The 16,399-nt window shown below is 40.6% G+C and carries 17 protein-coding genes and 1 pseudogene; 8 read left to right on the forward strand and 10 right to left on the reverse strand.

Annotated elements, in window-relative coordinates:
• Positions 1-106: 106 nt before the first annotated feature.
• On the reverse strand, positions 107-718 hold the full coding sequence (locus CDG61_RS00005) for a recombinase family protein (protein ID WP_015060246.1): 612 nt from the start codon (positions 716-718) through the stop codon (positions 107-109).
• Between the two features lie 200 nt (positions 719-918).
• Between CDG61_RS00005 and CDG61_RS00010 the strand changes: the two genes are divergently transcribed.
• A complete protein-coding gene (locus CDG61_RS00010) occupies positions 919-1,194 on the forward strand; it encodes a DUF6966 domain-containing protein (protein WP_004967304.1) in 276 nt (91 codons plus the stop codon).
• 81 nt (positions 1,195-1,275) lie between these two features.
• Here the strand turns inward: CDG61_RS00010 and CDG61_RS00015 are convergent, their stop codons facing one another.
• The 8 genes and pseudogenes from CDG61_RS00015 to CDG61_RS00060 form a co-directional block, all read right to left on the reverse strand.
• Complete coding sequence (locus CDG61_RS00015; protein ID WP_001140620.1) at positions 1,276-1,578, reverse strand: helix-turn-helix domain-containing protein; 303 nt, start codon at positions 1,576-1,578, stop codon at positions 1,276-1,278.
• Positions 1,571-1,927 (reverse strand): type II toxin-antitoxin system RelE/ParE family toxin, encoded by a 357-nt coding sequence (locus CDG61_RS00020; RefSeq protein ID WP_004967307.1) that lies wholly within the window; start codon positions 1,925-1,927, stop codon positions 1,571-1,573. Before CDG61_RS00020 ends, CDG61_RS00015 begins: the two co-directional genes overlap by 8 nt.
• 220 nt (positions 1,928-2,147) lie before the next feature.
• Positions 2,148-2,984 carry an aminoglycoside O-phosphotransferase APH(6)-Id gene (locus CDG61_RS00030; protein WP_000480968.1) on the reverse strand — a complete coding sequence of 279 codons (837 nt, stop codon included), beginning with the start codon at positions 2,982-2,984 and terminating at the stop codon, positions 2,148-2,150.
• The gene (gene aph(3'')-Ib / locus CDG61_RS00035; protein ID WP_001082319.1) at positions 2,984-3,787 is read right to left on the reverse strand and encodes an aminoglycoside O-phosphotransferase APH(3'')-Ib; all 804 of its coding nucleotides are present in this window, start codon (positions 3,785-3,787) and stop codon (positions 2,984-2,986) included. Before aph(3'')-Ib ends, CDG61_RS00030 begins: the two co-directional genes overlap by 1 nt.
• Before the next feature lie 179 nt (positions 3,788-3,966).
• Complete coding sequence (gene sul2 / locus CDG61_RS00040) at positions 3,967-4,782, reverse strand: sulfonamide-resistant dihydropteroate synthase Sul2 (RefSeq protein WP_001043260.1); 816 nt, start codon at positions 4,780-4,782, stop codon at positions 3,967-3,969.
• A gap of 134 nt (positions 4,783-4,916) precedes the next feature.
• Positions 4,917-4,988: pseudogene (locus CDG61_RS00045) on the reverse strand (type II toxin-antitoxin system HipA family toxin); the annotation flags it as partial.
• 122 nt (positions 4,989-5,110) lie between these two features.
• Complete coding sequence (locus CDG61_RS00050; RefSeq protein WP_225531288.1) at positions 5,111-6,187, reverse strand: hypothetical protein; 1,077 nt, start codon at positions 6,185-6,187, stop codon at positions 5,111-5,113.
• A 1,793-nt stretch (positions 6,188-7,980) separates the two neighbouring features.
• Positions 7,981-8,184, reverse strand: coding sequence for a hypothetical protein (locus CDG61_RS00060; protein ID WP_004968112.1), 204 nt, complete (start codon positions 8,182-8,184; stop codon positions 7,981-7,983).
• Between the two features lie 675 nt (positions 8,185-8,859).
• Between CDG61_RS00060 and CDG61_RS00065 the strand changes: the two genes are divergently transcribed.
• Entirely contained in the window at positions 8,860-9,867 is a 1,008-nt protein-coding gene (locus CDG61_RS00065; RefSeq protein WP_004967300.1) for a replication initiation protein, read from the forward strand.
• A gap of 105 nt (positions 9,868-9,972) precedes the next feature.
• Entirely contained in the window at positions 9,973-10,539 is a 567-nt protein-coding gene (locus CDG61_RS00070) for a plasmid replication DNA-binding protein (RefSeq protein ID WP_225531289.1), read from the forward strand.
• A gap of 230 nt (positions 10,540-10,769) precedes the next feature.
• Here CDG61_RS00070 and tet(39) read toward each other — a convergent pair whose 3' ends face one another.
• Positions 10,770-11,957 (reverse strand): tetracycline efflux MFS transporter Tet(39), encoded by a 1,188-nt coding sequence (gene tet(39), locus CDG61_RS00075; protein WP_087551687.1) that lies wholly within the window; start codon positions 11,955-11,957, stop codon positions 10,770-10,772.
• Between the two features lie 65 nt (positions 11,958-12,022).
• Between tet(39) and CDG61_RS00080 the strand changes: the two genes are divergently transcribed.
• From CDG61_RS00080 to CDG61_RS00100, 5 genes are all read left to right on the forward strand, one after another.
• Positions 12,023-12,664 carry a TetR/AcrR family transcriptional regulator C-terminal domain-containing protein gene (locus CDG61_RS00080; RefSeq protein WP_004787586.1) on the forward strand — a complete coding sequence of 214 codons (642 nt, stop codon included), beginning with the start codon at positions 12,023-12,025 and terminating at the stop codon, positions 12,662-12,664.
• A gap of 158 nt (positions 12,665-12,822) precedes the next feature.
• A complete protein-coding gene (locus CDG61_RS00085; RefSeq protein WP_000897307.1) occupies positions 12,823-13,143 on the forward strand; it encodes a type II toxin-antitoxin system RelE/ParE family toxin in 321 nt (106 codons plus the stop codon).
• A complete protein-coding gene (gene nadS / locus CDG61_RS00090; RefSeq protein WP_000369781.1) occupies positions 13,136-13,408 on the forward strand; it encodes a NadS family protein in 273 nt (90 codons plus the stop codon). The genes CDG61_RS00085 and nadS overlap by 8 nt, the downstream gene beginning before the upstream one ends.
• Before the next feature lie 492 nt (positions 13,409-13,900).
• A complete protein-coding gene (gene msr(E), locus CDG61_RS00095; protein ID WP_000052512.1) occupies positions 13,901-15,376 on the forward strand; it encodes an ABC-F type ribosomal protection protein Msr(E) in 1,476 nt (491 codons plus the stop codon).
• 55 nt (positions 15,377-15,431) lie between these two features.
• The gene (locus CDG61_RS00100; RefSeq protein WP_000155092.1) at positions 15,432-16,316 is read left to right on the forward strand and encodes an Mph(E) family macrolide 2'-phosphotransferase; all 885 of its coding nucleotides are present in this window, start codon (positions 15,432-15,434) and stop codon (positions 16,314-16,316) included.
• The last annotated feature ends 83 nt before the right edge of the window (positions 16,317-16,399 follow it).

A 16,399-nucleotide genomic window follows, 5' to 3' on the forward strand; every position in this document is an offset into this window, starting at 1 on the left:
CCTCGATCAAGGGGCATTTCTAACAATCATTTAACATAAAATTTCTTATGTGAAGTAACCTGAATGCAGCGGTGCCCCATTGGGGGCGCGTTGAGATAAGCCTCTTTTAGATAACTTTAGCAACTCGATAGACAGTTGCAACTCCACAATTCACTGCTTTGGCAATTTCTTCCTTAGTCATATTGCCAACTACTAGCAATTCTTTTATTCGTTTATGTTTAGCCTCATTTGCCTTCTTGCCTGTTGGTTTGTAACCCGAACGTGCCAGGCCCTGCTTAATACGTTCTATACGTTTCTCATTGTCTAGGCGGGCCATTGTTGCCAGAAGATCAATCAACATATTGTTGATGAGTTCCAAGATTGAATGAGTAATGCTGTCACTGGTTTGAATCATTTGGTAGGTAGTAGGAAGATCTGCTACGACTAAACGAAGTCCCTTCTCCTGGATCCTGCGCTTCAGCTCTTGAAAATCTCGTTGGGTTAGGCGTGATAAGCGGTCAATACTTTCAACTAACAATGTGTCACCTTGATTTGCTTCTGACAGTAGCTTATTCAATTCAGGTCGGTCTAACTTCGTACCACTATAGTTTTCCACGTACACAATGGTTTCACCCAAATTCAAGTTTTGGTTTAGATCCTGAAGAATCTGCAAAGCCCTTTCTGCATCTTGATCTTTAGTTGAAGCTCGTAGATAAATACGTGTATTCATTTCTATCATTTAATCTTAATTCTATTAGATTAATGATAATACTATCATTTAATTATTGCATTAAGTCTAATGATAGATATTGTATGCGATTTGGCTCGCTATCATTCAGGTATAGTCTTTTGATAAAAAAAGCATGACTAAAAGCCATGCCTTGGGAATTCGTATAACGTGTATTATGTTAATTTTAGAGAATCTTAAAAAATACTTTTATGAAAAATAAAATTGAAGATTTAAAATCAACAATTCAAGAACTAATAGAATTGTTTGAAGAACAGAATTTAGAACATTGGGCAGAAATGTATAAAAGAATACTGTTCTATATTGATGATGATCTAGAATACGCAAAATATAAAATACAAAGTACCATTGGAGGAATGGGATCAATGGATGATATCGTTTTATATCGCAATGGTGATCCACTTATCAAAGAAAACAATCGTTTGGATTACTTAAGAAGTAAATTATATGTTTTTTGCGAAAGCTAAATTATTCTTAATATCGCTAATTTAACATAATGGCGATTATACGAATCTAAAAATGGGAGTCTTTAGCTCCCATTTTTATTGTTAAACATTGAATCCTATATGTTTTCCTGTTGGAAGCTCTACATCAATACGGAGCTTCCCGCCCATTGCCTCAACATACTTTTTCATGGTTGAAATCTTAAGATCATTGCCACGATTTTCTATTGCTGAAAGCGATGGCTGTTTTATTCCCAAAGTTTCAGCAAGTTCCTTTTGAGAGATTTCAAGTTCTTCACGAATAAGATGAAGCTGATTTTCTAGCAGTAATTCATCTGCCATTTTTTGAATACGGGCTTGGCTCTCTGGAGAGCGGCTAGCTAACAATTCTTGCAGAGTCTTAGCCATTAGATTTATCTCCTAGGGTGGTGAGATGAAGTTGGTATTGTTCATCTGCAATATCCAGCATGTCTTTATAAAAACGCTTTTTACTGCCTTTATCAGCAATACATAGAACAATAGCCTGTCGTAAAGGATCAAATGCGAAGAAAGCTCTCAGTGGTTTACCTCGATGTTGAACACGAAGCTCTTTCATGTTGGTAAATTTAGAGTCATAGACAGTATCTACTAAAGGGCGGCCTAAACTTGGTCCTTGCTGCTGTAGAACAACTAGGGCAGCCAGAACCTTCTCTTGTGTTGATTCGTCTTGCTGTTCAAGCCATTCATTAAATAGATCTGTCGTAATGACTATCCACATACCACAACCAAAATATAGATTATAGTCTATATTTTAGGAGCATTATGCTTGTTTTGCAAATGAGAAATGATAGGCAATAAAAAACCCCAGCATCCTGCCGGGGTTTTTCATATTGGGGTCGTTTGCGGGAAGGGGCGGAATCCTACGCTAAGGCTTTGGCCAGCGATATTCTCCGGTGAGATTGATGTGTTCCCAGGGGATAGGAGAAGTCGCTTGATATCTAGTATGACGTCTGTCGCACCTGCTTGATCGCGGCCGCGATAGCTAGATCGCGTTGCTCCTCTTCTCCATCCGCGTTCCAAGCTGCGGAAAGGCACCCATAAGCGTACGCCTGGTCGAGCAGGCGACGCGGATCGACGTCCAGCGCACGAGAGAATGCGTCCGCCATCTGTGCAATGCGTCTAGGATCGAGACAAAGGTCGTCTCTGTCAGCCGGATCGTAGAACATATTGGCGGCGCCAAAGCCCACTTCACCGACCAGACCGACGGGATCTATCACCAGCCAGCCGCGACTGGAGAACATGATGTTTTCATGATGCAGATCGCCATGTAGCCCACGCAGTTCCGAGGCATTGCTCATCATTTGATCGGCTATAATCGCCGCGTGGACGTAGTCAGTTTGACAACCTGCGTTTTGATCATCGCGCGCCCGCTGAAACAAAGCTGCAAAGCGATCCCGGATCGGGAGAAGGGCAGAAGGCAGGGGTTCCTCAGATGCGGCATACAGCTTCGCCATTAGTTCCGCTGCAATTTCGGTCGCCTGGTAGTCGCCGTGCTCGGCAACGATGTGAGAGAGCATTCGCTCCCCGGCATATTCGAGCAACATCAGATTGTTCTCACGACCGAGCAACCGGACTGCTCCCCTCCCATTGCGCCATACCAGATAGTCGGCCCCGCGCAGTTCATCAGCAATGTCTTCTATAGGTTTCAATCCCTTGACGATTGCAGGAGTCCCGTCTGGCAATGAAACTTTCCAAACGAGGCTGGAAAAGGTGTCCGCAATGAGAACAGGTTGCGAAACGTGCCAATGAGCAGGAAAAACAGGCGGCATGAACATCAACCCCAAGTCAGAGGGTCCAATCGCAGATAGAAGGCAAGGCGTTCGCGGTCGGGGGCTTCGATCCCCAATACATTGAATAGGACAGCGAAGGCGCGCTCTGCTTCATCTGGCGCTGCCCAGTTCTCTTCGGCGTTAGCAATCATGAGTGCCAAATCGGCATAGCGATCTGCTGTTCCGAGCCGCCCAAGGTCGATCAGACCCGTGCATTGAAGAGTTTTAGGGTCCACCATGAAGTTCGGCATGCAGGGATCACCATGGCAAACAACCATATCGGTGCGCTCTTGGTCGAGCCGCACCGGTAGCTCTCGTTCGACACGAGCCAAAAGATCGAGCTGCGGCGTACTCTTGTCCTCGTCCGGTAAGAAGTCGGGATTGACGGCATTGCGGGACACCACATCAACGGCGCGTCCGAACATTCGCGACAGCCTGCGCTCAAACGGACATTGATCAACCGATAGGCTGTGAACAGCGCCAAGTTGCTGCCCCATTGACGGCCACGCTTTGAGCAAATCCGCTCCAGACAGATCAGCCGCCGGTACTCCCGGAATTGCCGTTATCACCAAGCATGCACCCTCCTGTTCCTCCTGCCAGTTGATGACCTCGGGGCAAGCCACACCTCGACCTTTGAGCCAAATGAGGCGGTCACGCTCTCCAGCGAGCTCACCGCGGCGGGAAGCAGGTGCGATTTTCGCGAAGGCATGCCCGTCACCACGTCGAAAAACAAAATCACCAGATTCTCCGCCTCTGACAGGCAACCAGTCAGAATGCGATTCACCAAAAAAAATATTAGTTCGATTCAATGGAGGTTCCTTCAGTTTTCTGAGGCTTTGTTGCACAAAGATTTGAAATGCAAAGCGCCCCTAATTGATCCAAATTTAAGGCGTAACTTGGGTAAGGTCGATTATCCTGTCGTCGGGTCGCCCTCAAAGGGGACATGCCTGCTGAACCGCGAATATAGAGAAATATCCCGAATGTGCAGTTAACGAATTCTTGCGGTTTCTTTCAGCGCCGCCAATACCGCCAGCCCGTCGCGCAAGGGGCGCGGCTCGTGTGTGCGGATGAAGTCAGCTCCACCTGCGGCGGCGGCAAGCTCTGCAGCGAGTGTCGCGGCCCCGACATCCCCCGGACCACGGCCTGTGAGCGCGCGCAGAAAGGATTTGCGCGAAACAGACAGAAGCACCGGCAAATCGAAGCGCAGCCGCAATTCATCGAACCGCGCCAGCACCGAGAGCGAGGTTTCGGGAGCAGCCCCCAGAAAAAACCCCATGCCGGGATCAAGGACAAGGCGGTTGCGTTTGATACCGGCACCCGTCAGCGCCGCGATGCGCGCGTCAAAGAACGCCGCAATGTGATCCATGATGTCGCCAGCGGGTGCCTCGCGCCGATCTGCCTGCCCGTCTTGCACCGAATGCATAACGACGAGTTTGGCAGATGATTTCGCCAATTGCGGATAGAACGCAGCGTCTGGAAAACCGCGAATATCATTGAGATAGGCCACACCACGCGACAAGGCATAGGCTTGCGTCGCGGGTTGATAACTGTCGAGCGAGACGGGAATGCCATCTGCCTTGAGCGCGTCCAGCACCGGCGCGATACGCGCGATTTCTGTGTCGGACGAAACAGGCGCGGCGTCGGGATTGCTGGATGCCGGACCGAGGTCGATCACATCTGCCCCCTCGGCCATCAGCTTACGCGCCTGCGCAATGGCTGCGTCTGGCGCCAGATACCGGCCTCCATCGGAGAAACTGTCCGAGGTTATGTTGACGATGCCGAAAATGATGAGCGATTTATTCATGGGGGCTTCTATAATAATAATAATCGAGCATGAGTCTCATACGGATGCTCGGGTCGAAAGGGAATCCCCAGGCGAGTAACCTGTTTGCGGTGATCTGAACCGTACCGGGTTTGTCGGAGACTTTTTTATTTAAGTTAGGCCACCTGACCTAACGGATTAATTTTATCATAGTACATTGCTTCAAAATCAAAAGGTGGCACATAACCGGATGAAAAAAGGCTTACTTTCATGGGCTTTTTGATTATCGATTTAACATAAAATCTCTTATACGAAATTTGCATGTTAGAACCTATTCAAAGTCCGTATTTAATAGCTTCTCTTAGCGGATTTACTCATTTTCAAGCACTTGTAAGTAAAGCTCATCCGCTTTTTGAGCAATGGCTTTGCCATTCTCACGCATTTCTAATTCTTTAGCTACATAGGCTTGAATCGGTATGTTGTAATAGCCACCACCATAGTAGTCTTTAATGAGTTTCAAAGGCACTTCCACACCATATTCATCAAAAAGATTACGTCTGTAATTATATTCATGGATCGTATCCGCATAGGTCGGCAATCGGGGTAGATAGGTCAAGTGTGGTGTAGCAATTTCCATCTGCATCCATGTTTTCTGCTTCTTAGACCTGTACTTTAAAAAACGCTGTGCAAAATGGATAATCTGCCCTGCTTGGGAACGGCTTGCTTTGAAAACAGACCATGTTTCAACCATCAGGAATAGATTTTTAATGTCGGCTCGGTTCTTCTCTGCTAGAGAACTATTTTTTTGACTAGCCAATTTATTAATAGAATCAGTAAATTTAGTTTTAATTTTTTCAATACTTTGCTTTGTATATCGCCAAGTCCACGTATAAGCCCTTACTCTGTCTTTGTAGTCTTTTTCATCACCCAAGATGAGCTGTTTATAAGTCTTATGCGTATCTCTAAAAAGCTCCATAGTCACCAGGGCAGTAGGTTTGACAGCAATTGGATTTTTTAAGACAAATTGTTTTGGCTCATTATCTTTGAAGTAGTCTGCAATCAAGGTCTTTTCTGCTGAGATCGAATCAAGATCCCACTTAAAGCCTTTGTACTTCTCTTTAAGAGTCTGAATCTTCAAACGCTCCGACTCTTTGGCAAGTTTATTAATCTCAATACCGTTGAAAGTATTGAAATCTCTACTTGTAGGCGTAGTGAATAAGCAATACAGAAACCATTTATTTTCATTAAAGACATCTCTTTGCACGATCATCGTGCAAATAGGATGACCCTTTTCTAGGCGGTAAGAACGCTGTCTTGGTGAAATACCCAACTCATAACGCTCTGTCATCTTATCCAAAACGGATTCAATGGATTTCTTAGAACTGTCGTACTCAAAGCTGAAATAAAAATATGCGCCATTGGCAACATGGTCAGCGAGCCGTTGCATTGTAAATTTTGTGTGTGGACTAAAAATTATCATCCAAAATATTTCCAATCATTGTTATCAAGGGTTAATTCACAAAATACGCTGTTTTTTGATCAAAAACTAGCATTGTAATCGAGTAAAAGGATTTTTGGTTTTTAGCTGTTTTTTGCTTTTTCCATAGCGAAGCTATGGTGAACTTGCGAAGCAAGTTTTAAGGACTTCTAGACGGTGTTTGTAAGAGGGTAATAAGTAGTTCCATGCGAATGCACCTAGACAGCATATTTTTTGTGCATTATGATTTTCTCATCAGTTGTGAAGTGTGTCTGACCAACGCACCTAAAAGACCTAACCGTTTTTTAGTGTGCCGTTAGGCACACTAAAAATTTTGATTTTCAACAGCTCACAGTGGAAAGGTTGACAGCCTGAAAACTGCTTGACGAAGCGGACTGCTGCGGAAACGTAGCTCGGTACGCTTTGATGAGGGCTGATGAGGGGTGGCTTTTGCCTACCCTCAAATTCTACTCAATCCACTTCATTGTTGGTTCTTGAAGTTGGGCGACAAGGAAACGGAATCACCGAAAGGTGGCGAATGGGTTAAACCCCATTCTAGGCTGAAAGGGCTGAAATCCTGCTTTTGAAGAAATAGTGAGTGAAATCCATAGATGGAGAGTAGCGTTAATAACTACCGTTCTTCGCTGAATCTTTATGGTTTGGCGAGGTGCGTGGCACACACGATGGCTTCTGCGGTATTCGAGAGGGTACAGGCGATCAAGGTGAAAGCTGGCGAGAGTGGCACTTTTGGGTCAGGTGGTGAATTTGTCGTGATGACATTCCATTTTGGCTCGAAAGGTCGATGTATAGCTTAAACGTGTTAAAGGTGGGGAGAGATCCTCATCGACTGTGCTAAGTAAGTGTTCTACCCATGATGATATTTTTTAAGCTGCGGAATCGGTATTTTGGAACTGCGTACCGAAAAGCAAGGAAAAAGCTTAGAAACTTAGTGGATGAACGTACTGCTTGTTAAGACTTCAATTGATAACTTGGGACGCACTTTTATGTCATTAGGTTTTGTCACCTAAGTTTTTGAATAACTAAATTTTTAGTTATCGACATAGATGTGTTGGAGCGATCTTTAGTAGCGCATATAAGGCAGATTTTTGCCGAAGTTGTACTGTAATAATTCTGAATAAGTTGTTGTTTTTATTTGTAAAATAGATAGTAATCTATAATTACAGGTAAAATTGATAATCAATAAGAATTTTCTTTTGAGTTGTTTTATCAAAAGTTGGTTAAAAAACCATAGCTACCGTTGTCAGAAATGACTTGTTAAGGGAATCGTGGTTTTGCGAAAGAGTGATGTTGAGGCTATAGGGGACTGTAGTTGAGTGTGTTACTTCCTGCATGGTCATAGTGCTTGAAGGCTGTGGATTTAAAGCCACAGGAGAGTCAAAAAGGTTAAATGGGGATTGGTCTCCCCTGCTGTTCGAGTTGGTCGCTCGAACTAAACTAAACTTCTGAAGACATAGTTTTTCGAGGTTGTTATCCACCATAGGATAAATATTTTCTGATTTTATGAATAAAATTAGCGTTTTAAAGTTTGGTGTTGGTTGGTTGGCAATCGGCACTTCGACAAAATTTTACGGTGCATACGTTATAAGCATTTTTTAGACCCCCTCGGATATTCTTGCCAACAGAATATCGAAACGAGGTGGGTTGTCTAAATGCTCACCATTTGCGTTTTAAGGCACTTTAAACTAAAACCTATAGGTAGAATAGGAATGACCAATAAAACGCCAAATACAGCAAACCATGCGCTATAAATCCACATCTCTTGGTGTATCTTGCTCTCGATCTGTCATAAAATCTTCTAACCCTGTTGGGTCATCATGGTTTTTAAAGAACTCCTCCCAAGTTACTTCACAAAAGACACCATCTTCATTGGCTCTAAACCATCGTGGTTTGTTGAAGTTCTTCATCGAGAGAGAAACCAAATCTTCATCTTTTTTATCTTTGCTCATCTCAGATCCTCTTTAGCGAGTGTCTACGAGCGACACAACGAAAATTTGCGCCTAGACTCCCTGAAAAACTGCTTTTTAAAATATTTGCTTCAACAAATTGAAAGTAGATCACATGCTGATCTTTGCACCTAGACCGAGCGAAGCGAGCATAAAAAACTTATGAGCGAAGCGAATTCCGAGTTGCTTTTGCCTTTTCTTAAAGTAACAAGAATATTAACTAAAAATTGCCCCACGAATCGAGCGAAAGCGAGATTCAATAGAGTTTGAGCGTAGCGAAAACCAAGGGCAATTTTTCATTTATTTTTTCATTTACTAATTTTAAAAGCTTTATTAAAAGCTTTTAATAGCTTTTAAAAAGCTTTTAAAAAGCTTTACGGCCAGTCTCAATGTATTGCTATATCAGTGTTTCAGACACTAAAGTGGGGGCGAAATGTTAGGTTTTTGACTTTAAGTGGGGGCGAAATGTTAGGTTTTTGACTTTAAGTGGGGGCGAAATGTTAGGTTAGTGGGGGCGAAATGTTAGGTTAGTGGGGGCGAAATGTTAGGTTAGTGGGGGCGAAATGTTAGGTTAGTGGGGGCGAAATGTTAGGTGGTAATCAAGATATGCTTGACTTAATAAGTGGGGGTAAGTAGCATTGAAAATACCACCACATAATAGAAGAATAGTGATTTTAGATGGCTGTATCATTAAAGAAAATTAAAAATTTTGAGGAACATGACAAATCTCTTTTTCCTCTTTCAGCACCTGCCAAACGTTATCCAAAAGACTATGCTGTCTTTCAAAATATTTTCTGGCAATTGAAGCATGAGAAATCACCAAAAGACGATATTCTAAAATTGCTATTCTTTTTTAGCCCTAAAGTTCGGCTAGCATCAGATCCCAATGAAACAACAGAATTCACTGTAACAGCTAAAGAATATGCTGAATTGACGGGCTTAAAGCCAAGCAGTGCTTATGTAGCCTTAAACCGAGTAGTAGATGCTCTCTACGACCACAGTGTAGTTTTTTATCATCCTGGAAAAGATCGAGATATTCGAACAAGACTCATTAGTACATGCTCATACAAGGATGGATGTTTTTATATTTCTTTCACGCATTTTGCCCTATACATTATGTATGTTTTTAATAAACAAAATTCGTATACAAAATTTAAAGTTAAATCGGCTGTTGCCTTACATGGTCACGGTTTAAAACTTTACCCATTCTTGGTACAAAATGAATTTCGGTCTAATTTCGATGTATCCATCAAAGAATTAAAAAGTGCTTTAGGTCTGGCAGAAAATTCATACCCAGAATATAGAGATTTCAAAAGTACTATTCTTAAACCCCACATTGATGACATTAACTCTAAAACAGAACTTACTATTGAGTTTAAAGCAGTCAAGAAAGAAGGACGCAAAGCTAGTCATGTTAATTTTATAGTTAGAAAAAAGAAAACTATTGGAGCTAATCAACAAAGTGAAACTGGTAGTAACCAAGAGCAAAATAAAATAACTGCAAAAATGGTTTATTTAACGATAATTCAAAGTGAAGAATTGAGCTTGAGATTCAAAGAATCTGGTGAGACTACAGACGAATTAGTAGAAAGAATAAAAATTGATTTTAAAAATAACGAAGGTAATAGATGGATTGAAAAACTAGCAGAATTCAATATCGACTTTACTATTGAACAAAAAGTTTGAAAAATTGCTGCTATACCTAGAAAAGTACGATTTAATTCAAAATAAGATATATGTTCAGCTAAGATGTTCAGATGAACATGCTTAAACACGCGCTGAGGGATTACATTGAACAAAACAAAATTTAGCATAATGGACGCAAGTAAAGCTTTTAAAAAATCAAGAACAACAATCTATGAATCTATAAAAAGTGGTGAATTATCAAGAGATCATGATGGACTTATAGACTTATCGGAACTTATCAGAGTTTATGGCAATCCAGTCAGTGTTCAGTCCAGTACACGTACTGAACAAGTCCAGAAGGATGTACAGGTACACGTTCAGTCTGAAATTGAAAATGTATTAAAAGATCAAATTTCTTTACTCAAAAATCAGTTAGATTTAGCAAATCAAAGAGAAAAGTCTTTGATGCAACATATTGAAGATCTCACTCATAGAATTGAGTTTAAAGGCACGTTAGAACAGCCAAAACAAGAAAATACTAGTAAGCTAAATGAATCTACTAATCTAAATATAGCAACAGATCCTCGGCCAGAGATTGAGTCGAACTATGACGCATTGACTACTTTTGGGGAAGACAACAAGCGTATACCTATTCCTGAACACGTTGAACCGGAACCTAAAAAAAGGGGATTATTGGGCCGTTTAGCTCGGGCAGTTTTTACAGATGAGTAAGGTTTTATTGTTATTTTTAGCTAAACAAAAGTGTGGAACATTGCTTACTTATTAAGCGTGGAACGTGAAAAGTCATAAAAAAAGCCCAATCGGGTGTGATTGGGCTTTTCAATACGAAATAAACTATTGAATTAAAACAAATAATTTAGAGCATTTCGTATAACGTGTATTATGTTAATTTTAGATAAACTATAGAATCCATTAGTTTTTAAACCAATAAATTAAATATTTTATGGAACTCCAGAATATTTATTCAGGCGATACTTAAGCAATAAGGGTAGGGTGATTACATAAAGTATTGCAGCTAATGCCCATACCATTCCAGGAGCTGATGCCTGAGTCATAAAATAGAGGCTAGTAACTAATACAGGACCAATTATAGCCCCCAGACTATTAAAACTGCTTAATAGCCCTTGTAATTCACCTTGTCTTTCATCACTAATACCTCTGGACATCATTGCTTGCAAAGCAGGAACGGCTACTCCACCAAGGGCAAACAATGGTAACAACGCAAAAGGCACCCATTCTTCAACAGCAATAGATAAAAGAAGTAAACCAATTGCATCGCAAGCTATTCCACATAACAACGTATTTTTCTCTCCAAACCTCTTTACCATAGGGGCGATAGCAAAAGCCTGTGCAATAGAATGGCATATTCCATAACTAGCAAGGGAAACACCTGCAATAAATATACTCCAGCCATAACGATCCTGCCCATAGATAACCCATAAAGTTGCGGGGACTTGTGAAACCAATGTGATAATTAAAAAGATACCAAGCAATGGAGCCATATTAGGTTGAGTGATCAAATAGGATAATTTCTTTAATATTGATTGCTCCTGAACCTTCTCAGTCATTTTATTGCTGTGTTTTGATTCTTTTAATAAGACTGCTGTCATTATTAAAAGAATCCCATTCATAAAAGCAGCAGCAAAGAACGGTGCATGTAAGTTCCATTCACCCAAAACTCCACCTATTACCGGACCCGCTATAAACCCAATACCAAAGACAGCTCCAAGGAGACCAAACCTTTTTGCACGCTCATGGGCTGGAGTAATATCTGAAACATAAGCTGTTGCAACAGCCATGTTGGCACCTGTAATTCCCGCAAAAATACGACCAATATATAGCCACAATAGAGAAGGAGCAGCAGCCATTAGGAGATAATCAGCCGTTGCACCAGCAATTGAAATAATTAATACAGGTCGACGTCCAAATCGGTCACTCAACGCTCCAAGGATAGGTGCAAAAATGAACTGCATCAGAGCATACACAGCTAATAAAGCACCATAGTGAACACCGCCTGCTTCAGCTCCAGCCAATGACCGTAATAATTCAGGCAAGATCGGCATAATTAAACCAATCCCAACAGCATCCAGAAATATAGTGATTAAAATCACGCTCAATGATTTCTTCACAAATGCCTTCTCTAGCAATGATAGAATTAATATTCTCTCACACACTCCCTATCAGTGATAGATTTATGAGTAAAAAAGATATTGCACCTCAACGTCTGACACGTGAAATAGTCCTGCGTACCGCATTGGATATGTTGAATGAAGAAGGCATAGATTCAATAACCACACGCAAGCTAGCTCAACGATTGGGTATTAAATCTCCAACTCTATATTGGCATTTCAAGAATAAATCCTTGTTAATGGAAGCAATGGCGGAAACCATTATAAATGAACACCATTTAGTTTCTTTACCCATCGATGGGATGACATGGCAAGATTGGTTGCTCGCTAATTCTGTAAGCTTTCGTCGAGCACTACTAGCTTACCGTGATGGTGCTCGTCTACATGCAAGAACTAGCCCCAGTCAAGGACATTTCAACACGATTGAGGCCCAAGTTGCGCTGTTATCTCATGCTGGGTTTTCTCCTGTTGAAGCAGTTGCATTACTTATGACATTAGGAAGGTTTATTGTTGGGTGGGTCCTTGAGGAGCAGCAAGAAGAAATAAGATCAGACCCACCATTCGAAGCCGATCCAACTATATATCCACTCATGCTCCAAGGAGTGAATACCTTACAAAATATGAATGCGGATGACATTTTTGAAAATGGGATTCGTATGGTGATTATCGGTGCTGAAAGACAACTTGATATTAAAATGCAAACTTAACTCTATACTGCTTTAAGCAACTGTTCTATTTAGTAATAAAGCTTTTATCCTTAATTATTTAACATAATGGCTGTTATGCGAAACGAGATCTACCAGCTCTCGTTTTTTGTTATGGAAACTGCTAAAATTCAAATACGCCATTGACGTATAAAGAGTCCATGTTATTTATTGAAACCAGCATCTTTACCAAGCAAATTAAAGACCTTGTATCTGATGAGGAATATCGTCAACTTCAGCAAGATCTTTTGGTACAGCCTGATAGAGGTGACCTAATCAAGAATGGCGGTGGTATTCGCAAAGTACGTTGTGCTCAAGGTAACAAAGGGAAAAGTGGTGGGATACGGGTGATTTATTATTGGGTCACCGAGGATGATCAGATCTTTTTCTTAGTGGCTTATCCAAAATCAGTAAAAGATAATTTAACAGATAAGGAAACCGCCATTCTGCACCAACTCGTGAAGGAGCAATTTCATGGATAACAACTTATTTGATGACTTGGTTGCTTCAATCAAAGAAGCTGGAGCTATCAAACGTAAAGAAGTTAAAGCAAGCCGAGTTACAGAACTCGAATTGCCTGATATTAAAGAAGTACGTGAAAAAACTGGCTTGAGCCAAAATGAATTTGCTGCACGTCTACATATTAGCCCCCGTACCCTGCAAAATTGGGAACAGGGACGACGCTATCCAACTGGACCAGCAGCTACATTGATTCGAATTTTAGATGCTCACCCAAGCCTTATTTGAAAAAATTACTTAAAAAATGGGAGCTTAAGGCTCCCATTTTTATTTCGTATAAGGTGTATTATGTTAATTTTAGAAAATCTTCACTACTATTATTTTAAAATAAGCCTTATATCCAAGCATAAAACAAGGTTGTCTAGACTTCTTTTAACAGTAAAGTTATCATAAAACTGAATTTTATTTTTTAGGTAAGTTTATGCATTCTATCCGCATTCGTTAAGACACAACTATTTGCATAGTGACACTATTTTATAATGGTGGGCTTTTGTTGTGTCTTTAAGAATATATGCGGATATATAAAGTAAAAGTATGCTTAATTTATAAGTATGCTTTTAGTGCATAGTTTCCAGTTATAACTTAATTGACTAGCTATTTGTCCACCCTGTGGATGAATAGCTTTTTTTTTGGGAGGACACTGTGATGCTAGCTTTTGTTTTCACCTAAATCCTGTTTGCTGCATAAAAAATTTCAAGAGCTAAACAGGAGTAAATAAAAATGAGTTTAATTATTAAAGCGAGAAACATACGCTTGGATTATGCTGGGCGTGATGTTTTGGATATTGATGAATTGGAAATTCACTCTTATGACCGTATTGGTCTTGTGGGTGATAACGGAGCAGGAAAGAGTAGTTTACTCAAAGTACTTAATGGCGAAATTGTTTTAGCCGAAGCGACATTACAGCGTTTTGGTGATTTTGCACATATCAGCCAACTGGGCGGAATCGAAATAGAAACGGTCGAAGACCGGGCAATGTTATCTCGCCTTGGTGTTTCCAATGTACAAAACGACACAATGAGTGGCGGAGAGGAAACTCGTGCAAAAATTGCTGCCGCATTTTCCCAACAAGTACATGGCATTCTAGCGGATGAACCAACCAGCCACCTTGATCTCAATGGAATAGATCTACTTATTGGTCAACTTAAAGCATTTGATGGAGCATTACTTGTTATCAGTCATGACCGATATTTTCTTGATATGGTTGTAGACAAGATATGGGAGTTAAAAGACGGTAAAATTACGGAATATTGGGGTGGTTACTCGGATTACTTGCGTCAAAAAGAAGAAGAGCGACAACACCAAGCCGTAGAATATGAGCTGATGATGAAGGAACGGGAGCGATTAGAATCTGCTGTGCAAGAAAAACGCCAGCAAGCTAATCGATTAGACAATAAGAAAAAAGGAGAAAAATCCAAAAACTCTACCGAAAGTGCTGGACGACTTGGGCATGCAAAAATGACTGGCACCAAGCAAAGAAAACTGTATCAGGCAGCTAAGAGTATGGAAAAGCGTTTGGCTGCATTAGAAGATATTCAAGCACCAGAGCATTTGCGTTCTATTCGTTTTCGTCAAAGTTCAGCCCTAGAACTGCACAATAAGTTCCCGATTACGGCAGATGGTCTGAGCTTAAAATTTGGTAGCCGTACTATCTTTGATGACGCTAACTTTATAATACCGCTTGGCGCTAAAGTCGCTATAACTGGATCGAATGGAACAGGGAAAACGTCCTTGTTAAAAATGATATCAGAACGTGCTGATGGATTAACCATATCTCCAAAAGCTGAAATTGGCTACTTTACACAAACAGGATATAAATTTAACACGCATAAATCTGTGCTCTCCTTTATGCAGGAAGAGTGCGAGTACACAGTTGCGGAAATTCGTGCAGTATTGGCTTCAATGGGGATCGGAGCGAATGATATTCAAAAAAACTTATCCGACTTATCGGGAGGTGAAATCATCAAACTGCTTTTATCCAAAATGCTTTTAGGAAAATATAATATTTTGCTTATGGATGAACCAGGAAACTATCTTGACCTAAAAAGTATTGCCGCATTAGAAACAATGATGAAGTCCTATGCAGGAACTATTATCTTCGTATCTCATGACAAGCAATTGGTCGATAATATTGCTGACATTATCTACGAGATCAAAGACCACAAAATCATCAAGACTTTTGAGAGAGATTGTTAATGATAGCCAATCTAATCCGAACATTAATTATTGAACTCTTTAAAGGAAATTAAAAATGACAATTCAAGATATTCAATCACTTGCTGAAGCACACGGCTTGTTGCTTACGGACAAAATGAATTTCAATGAAATGGGCATTGATTTTAAGGTCGTTTTTGCTCTTGATACAAAGGGGCAACAATGGTTGCTGCGTATTCCTCGTCGTGATGGCATGAGGGAACAAATCAAGAAAGAAAAACGCATTTTAGAATTGGTAAAAAAACATCTTTCTGTAGAGGTTCCTGATTGGAGAATTTCATCTACAGAATTAGTGGCTTATCCCATACTTAAAGATAATCCTGTTTTAAATTTGGATGCTGAAACCTATGAAATAATTTGGAATATGGACAAAGATAGCCCGAAATACATAACATCTTTGGCAAAAACCTTATTTGAAATCCATAGTATTCCTGAAAAAGAAGTTCGGGAAAATGATTTGAAAATTATGAAACCTTCAGATTTAAGACCTGAAATAGCAAACAATTTGCAGTTAGTAAAATCTGAAATTGGTATAAGTGAGCAATTGGAAACCCGCTACAGAAAATGGTTGGATAATGATGTTCTATGGGCAGATTTCACCCAATTTATACATGGCGATTTATATGCTGGGCATGTACTAGCTTCAAAGGATGGAGCTGTTTCAGGCGTTATTGATTGGTCAACAGCCCATATAGATGACCCAGCGATTGATTTTGCTGGGCATGTAACTTTGTTTGGAGAAGAAAGCCTCAAAACTCTAATCATCGAGTATGAAAAACTAGGGGGTAAAGTTTGGAATAAACTATATGAACAGACTTTAGAAAGAGCAGCGGCCTCTCCTTTGATGTATGGTTTATTTGCCTTAGAAACTCAAAATGAAAGCCTTATCGTTGGAGCAAAAGCTCAGTTGGGAGTTATATAATTTAAAAATATGATTGCTGAGAACTGCCTTGTTTTGAAACTTGGTTGGCTTTAATTAGTTTTTAGTATTCTTTATAGAAAATG

Origin of the sequence: Acinetobacter sp. WCHAc010052, assembly GCF_002165295.2 — a bacterium.
GTDB lineage: Bacteria > Pseudomonadota > Gammaproteobacteria > Pseudomonadales > Moraxellaceae > Acinetobacter > Acinetobacter chinensis.

What these genes read in the sequence shown, in the direction of transcription:
- CDG61_RS00005 (WP_015060246.1), bottom strand. Translation starts at nt 718, where the DNA reads ATGATAGAAATGAATACACGTATTTATCTACGAGCTTCAACTAAAGAT.
- CDG61_RS00010 (WP_004967304.1), top strand. Translation starts at nt 919, where the DNA reads ATGAAAAATAAAATTGAAGATTTAAAATCAACAATTCAAGAACTAATA.
- CDG61_RS00015 (WP_001140620.1), bottom strand. Translation starts at nt 1,578, where the DNA reads ATGGCTAAGACTCTGCAAGAATTGTTAGCTAGCCGCTCTCCAGAGAGC.
- CDG61_RS00020 (WP_004967307.1), bottom strand. Translation starts at nt 1,927, where the DNA reads ATGTGGATAGTCATTACGACAGATCTATTTAATGAATGGCTTGAACAG.
- CDG61_RS00030 (WP_000480968.1), bottom strand. Translation starts at nt 2,984, where the DNA reads ATGTTCATGCCGCCTGTTTTTCCTGCTCATTGGCACGTTTCGCAACCT.
- sul2 (WP_001043260.1), bottom strand. Translation starts at nt 4,782, where the DNA reads ATGAATAAATCGCTCATCATTTTCGGCATCGTCAACATAACCTCGGAC.
- CDG61_RS00050 (WP_225531288.1), bottom strand. Translation starts at nt 6,187, where the DNA reads ATGCAACGGCTCGCTGACCATGTTGCCAATGGCGCATATTTTTATTTC.
- CDG61_RS00060 (WP_004968112.1), bottom strand. Translation starts at nt 8,184, where the DNA reads ATGAGCAAAGATAAAAAAGATGAAGATTTGGTTTCTCTCTCGATGAAG.
- CDG61_RS00065 (WP_004967300.1), top strand. Translation starts at nt 8,860, where the DNA reads ATGGCTGTATCATTAAAGAAAATTAAAAATTTTGAGGAACATGACAAA.
- CDG61_RS00080 (WP_004787586.1), top strand. Translation starts at nt 12,023, where the DNA reads ATGAGTAAAAAAGATATTGCACCTCAACGTCTGACACGTGAAATAGTC.
- CDG61_RS00085 (WP_000897307.1), top strand. Translation starts at nt 12,823, where the DNA reads ATGTTATTTATTGAAACCAGCATCTTTACCAAGCAAATTAAAGACCTT.
- nadS (WP_000369781.1), top strand. Translation starts at nt 13,136, where the DNA reads ATGGATAACAACTTATTTGATGACTTGGTTGCTTCAATCAAAGAAGCT.
- CDG61_RS00100 (WP_000155092.1), top strand. Translation starts at nt 15,432, where the DNA reads ATGACAATTCAAGATATTCAATCACTTGCTGAAGCACACGGCTTGTTG.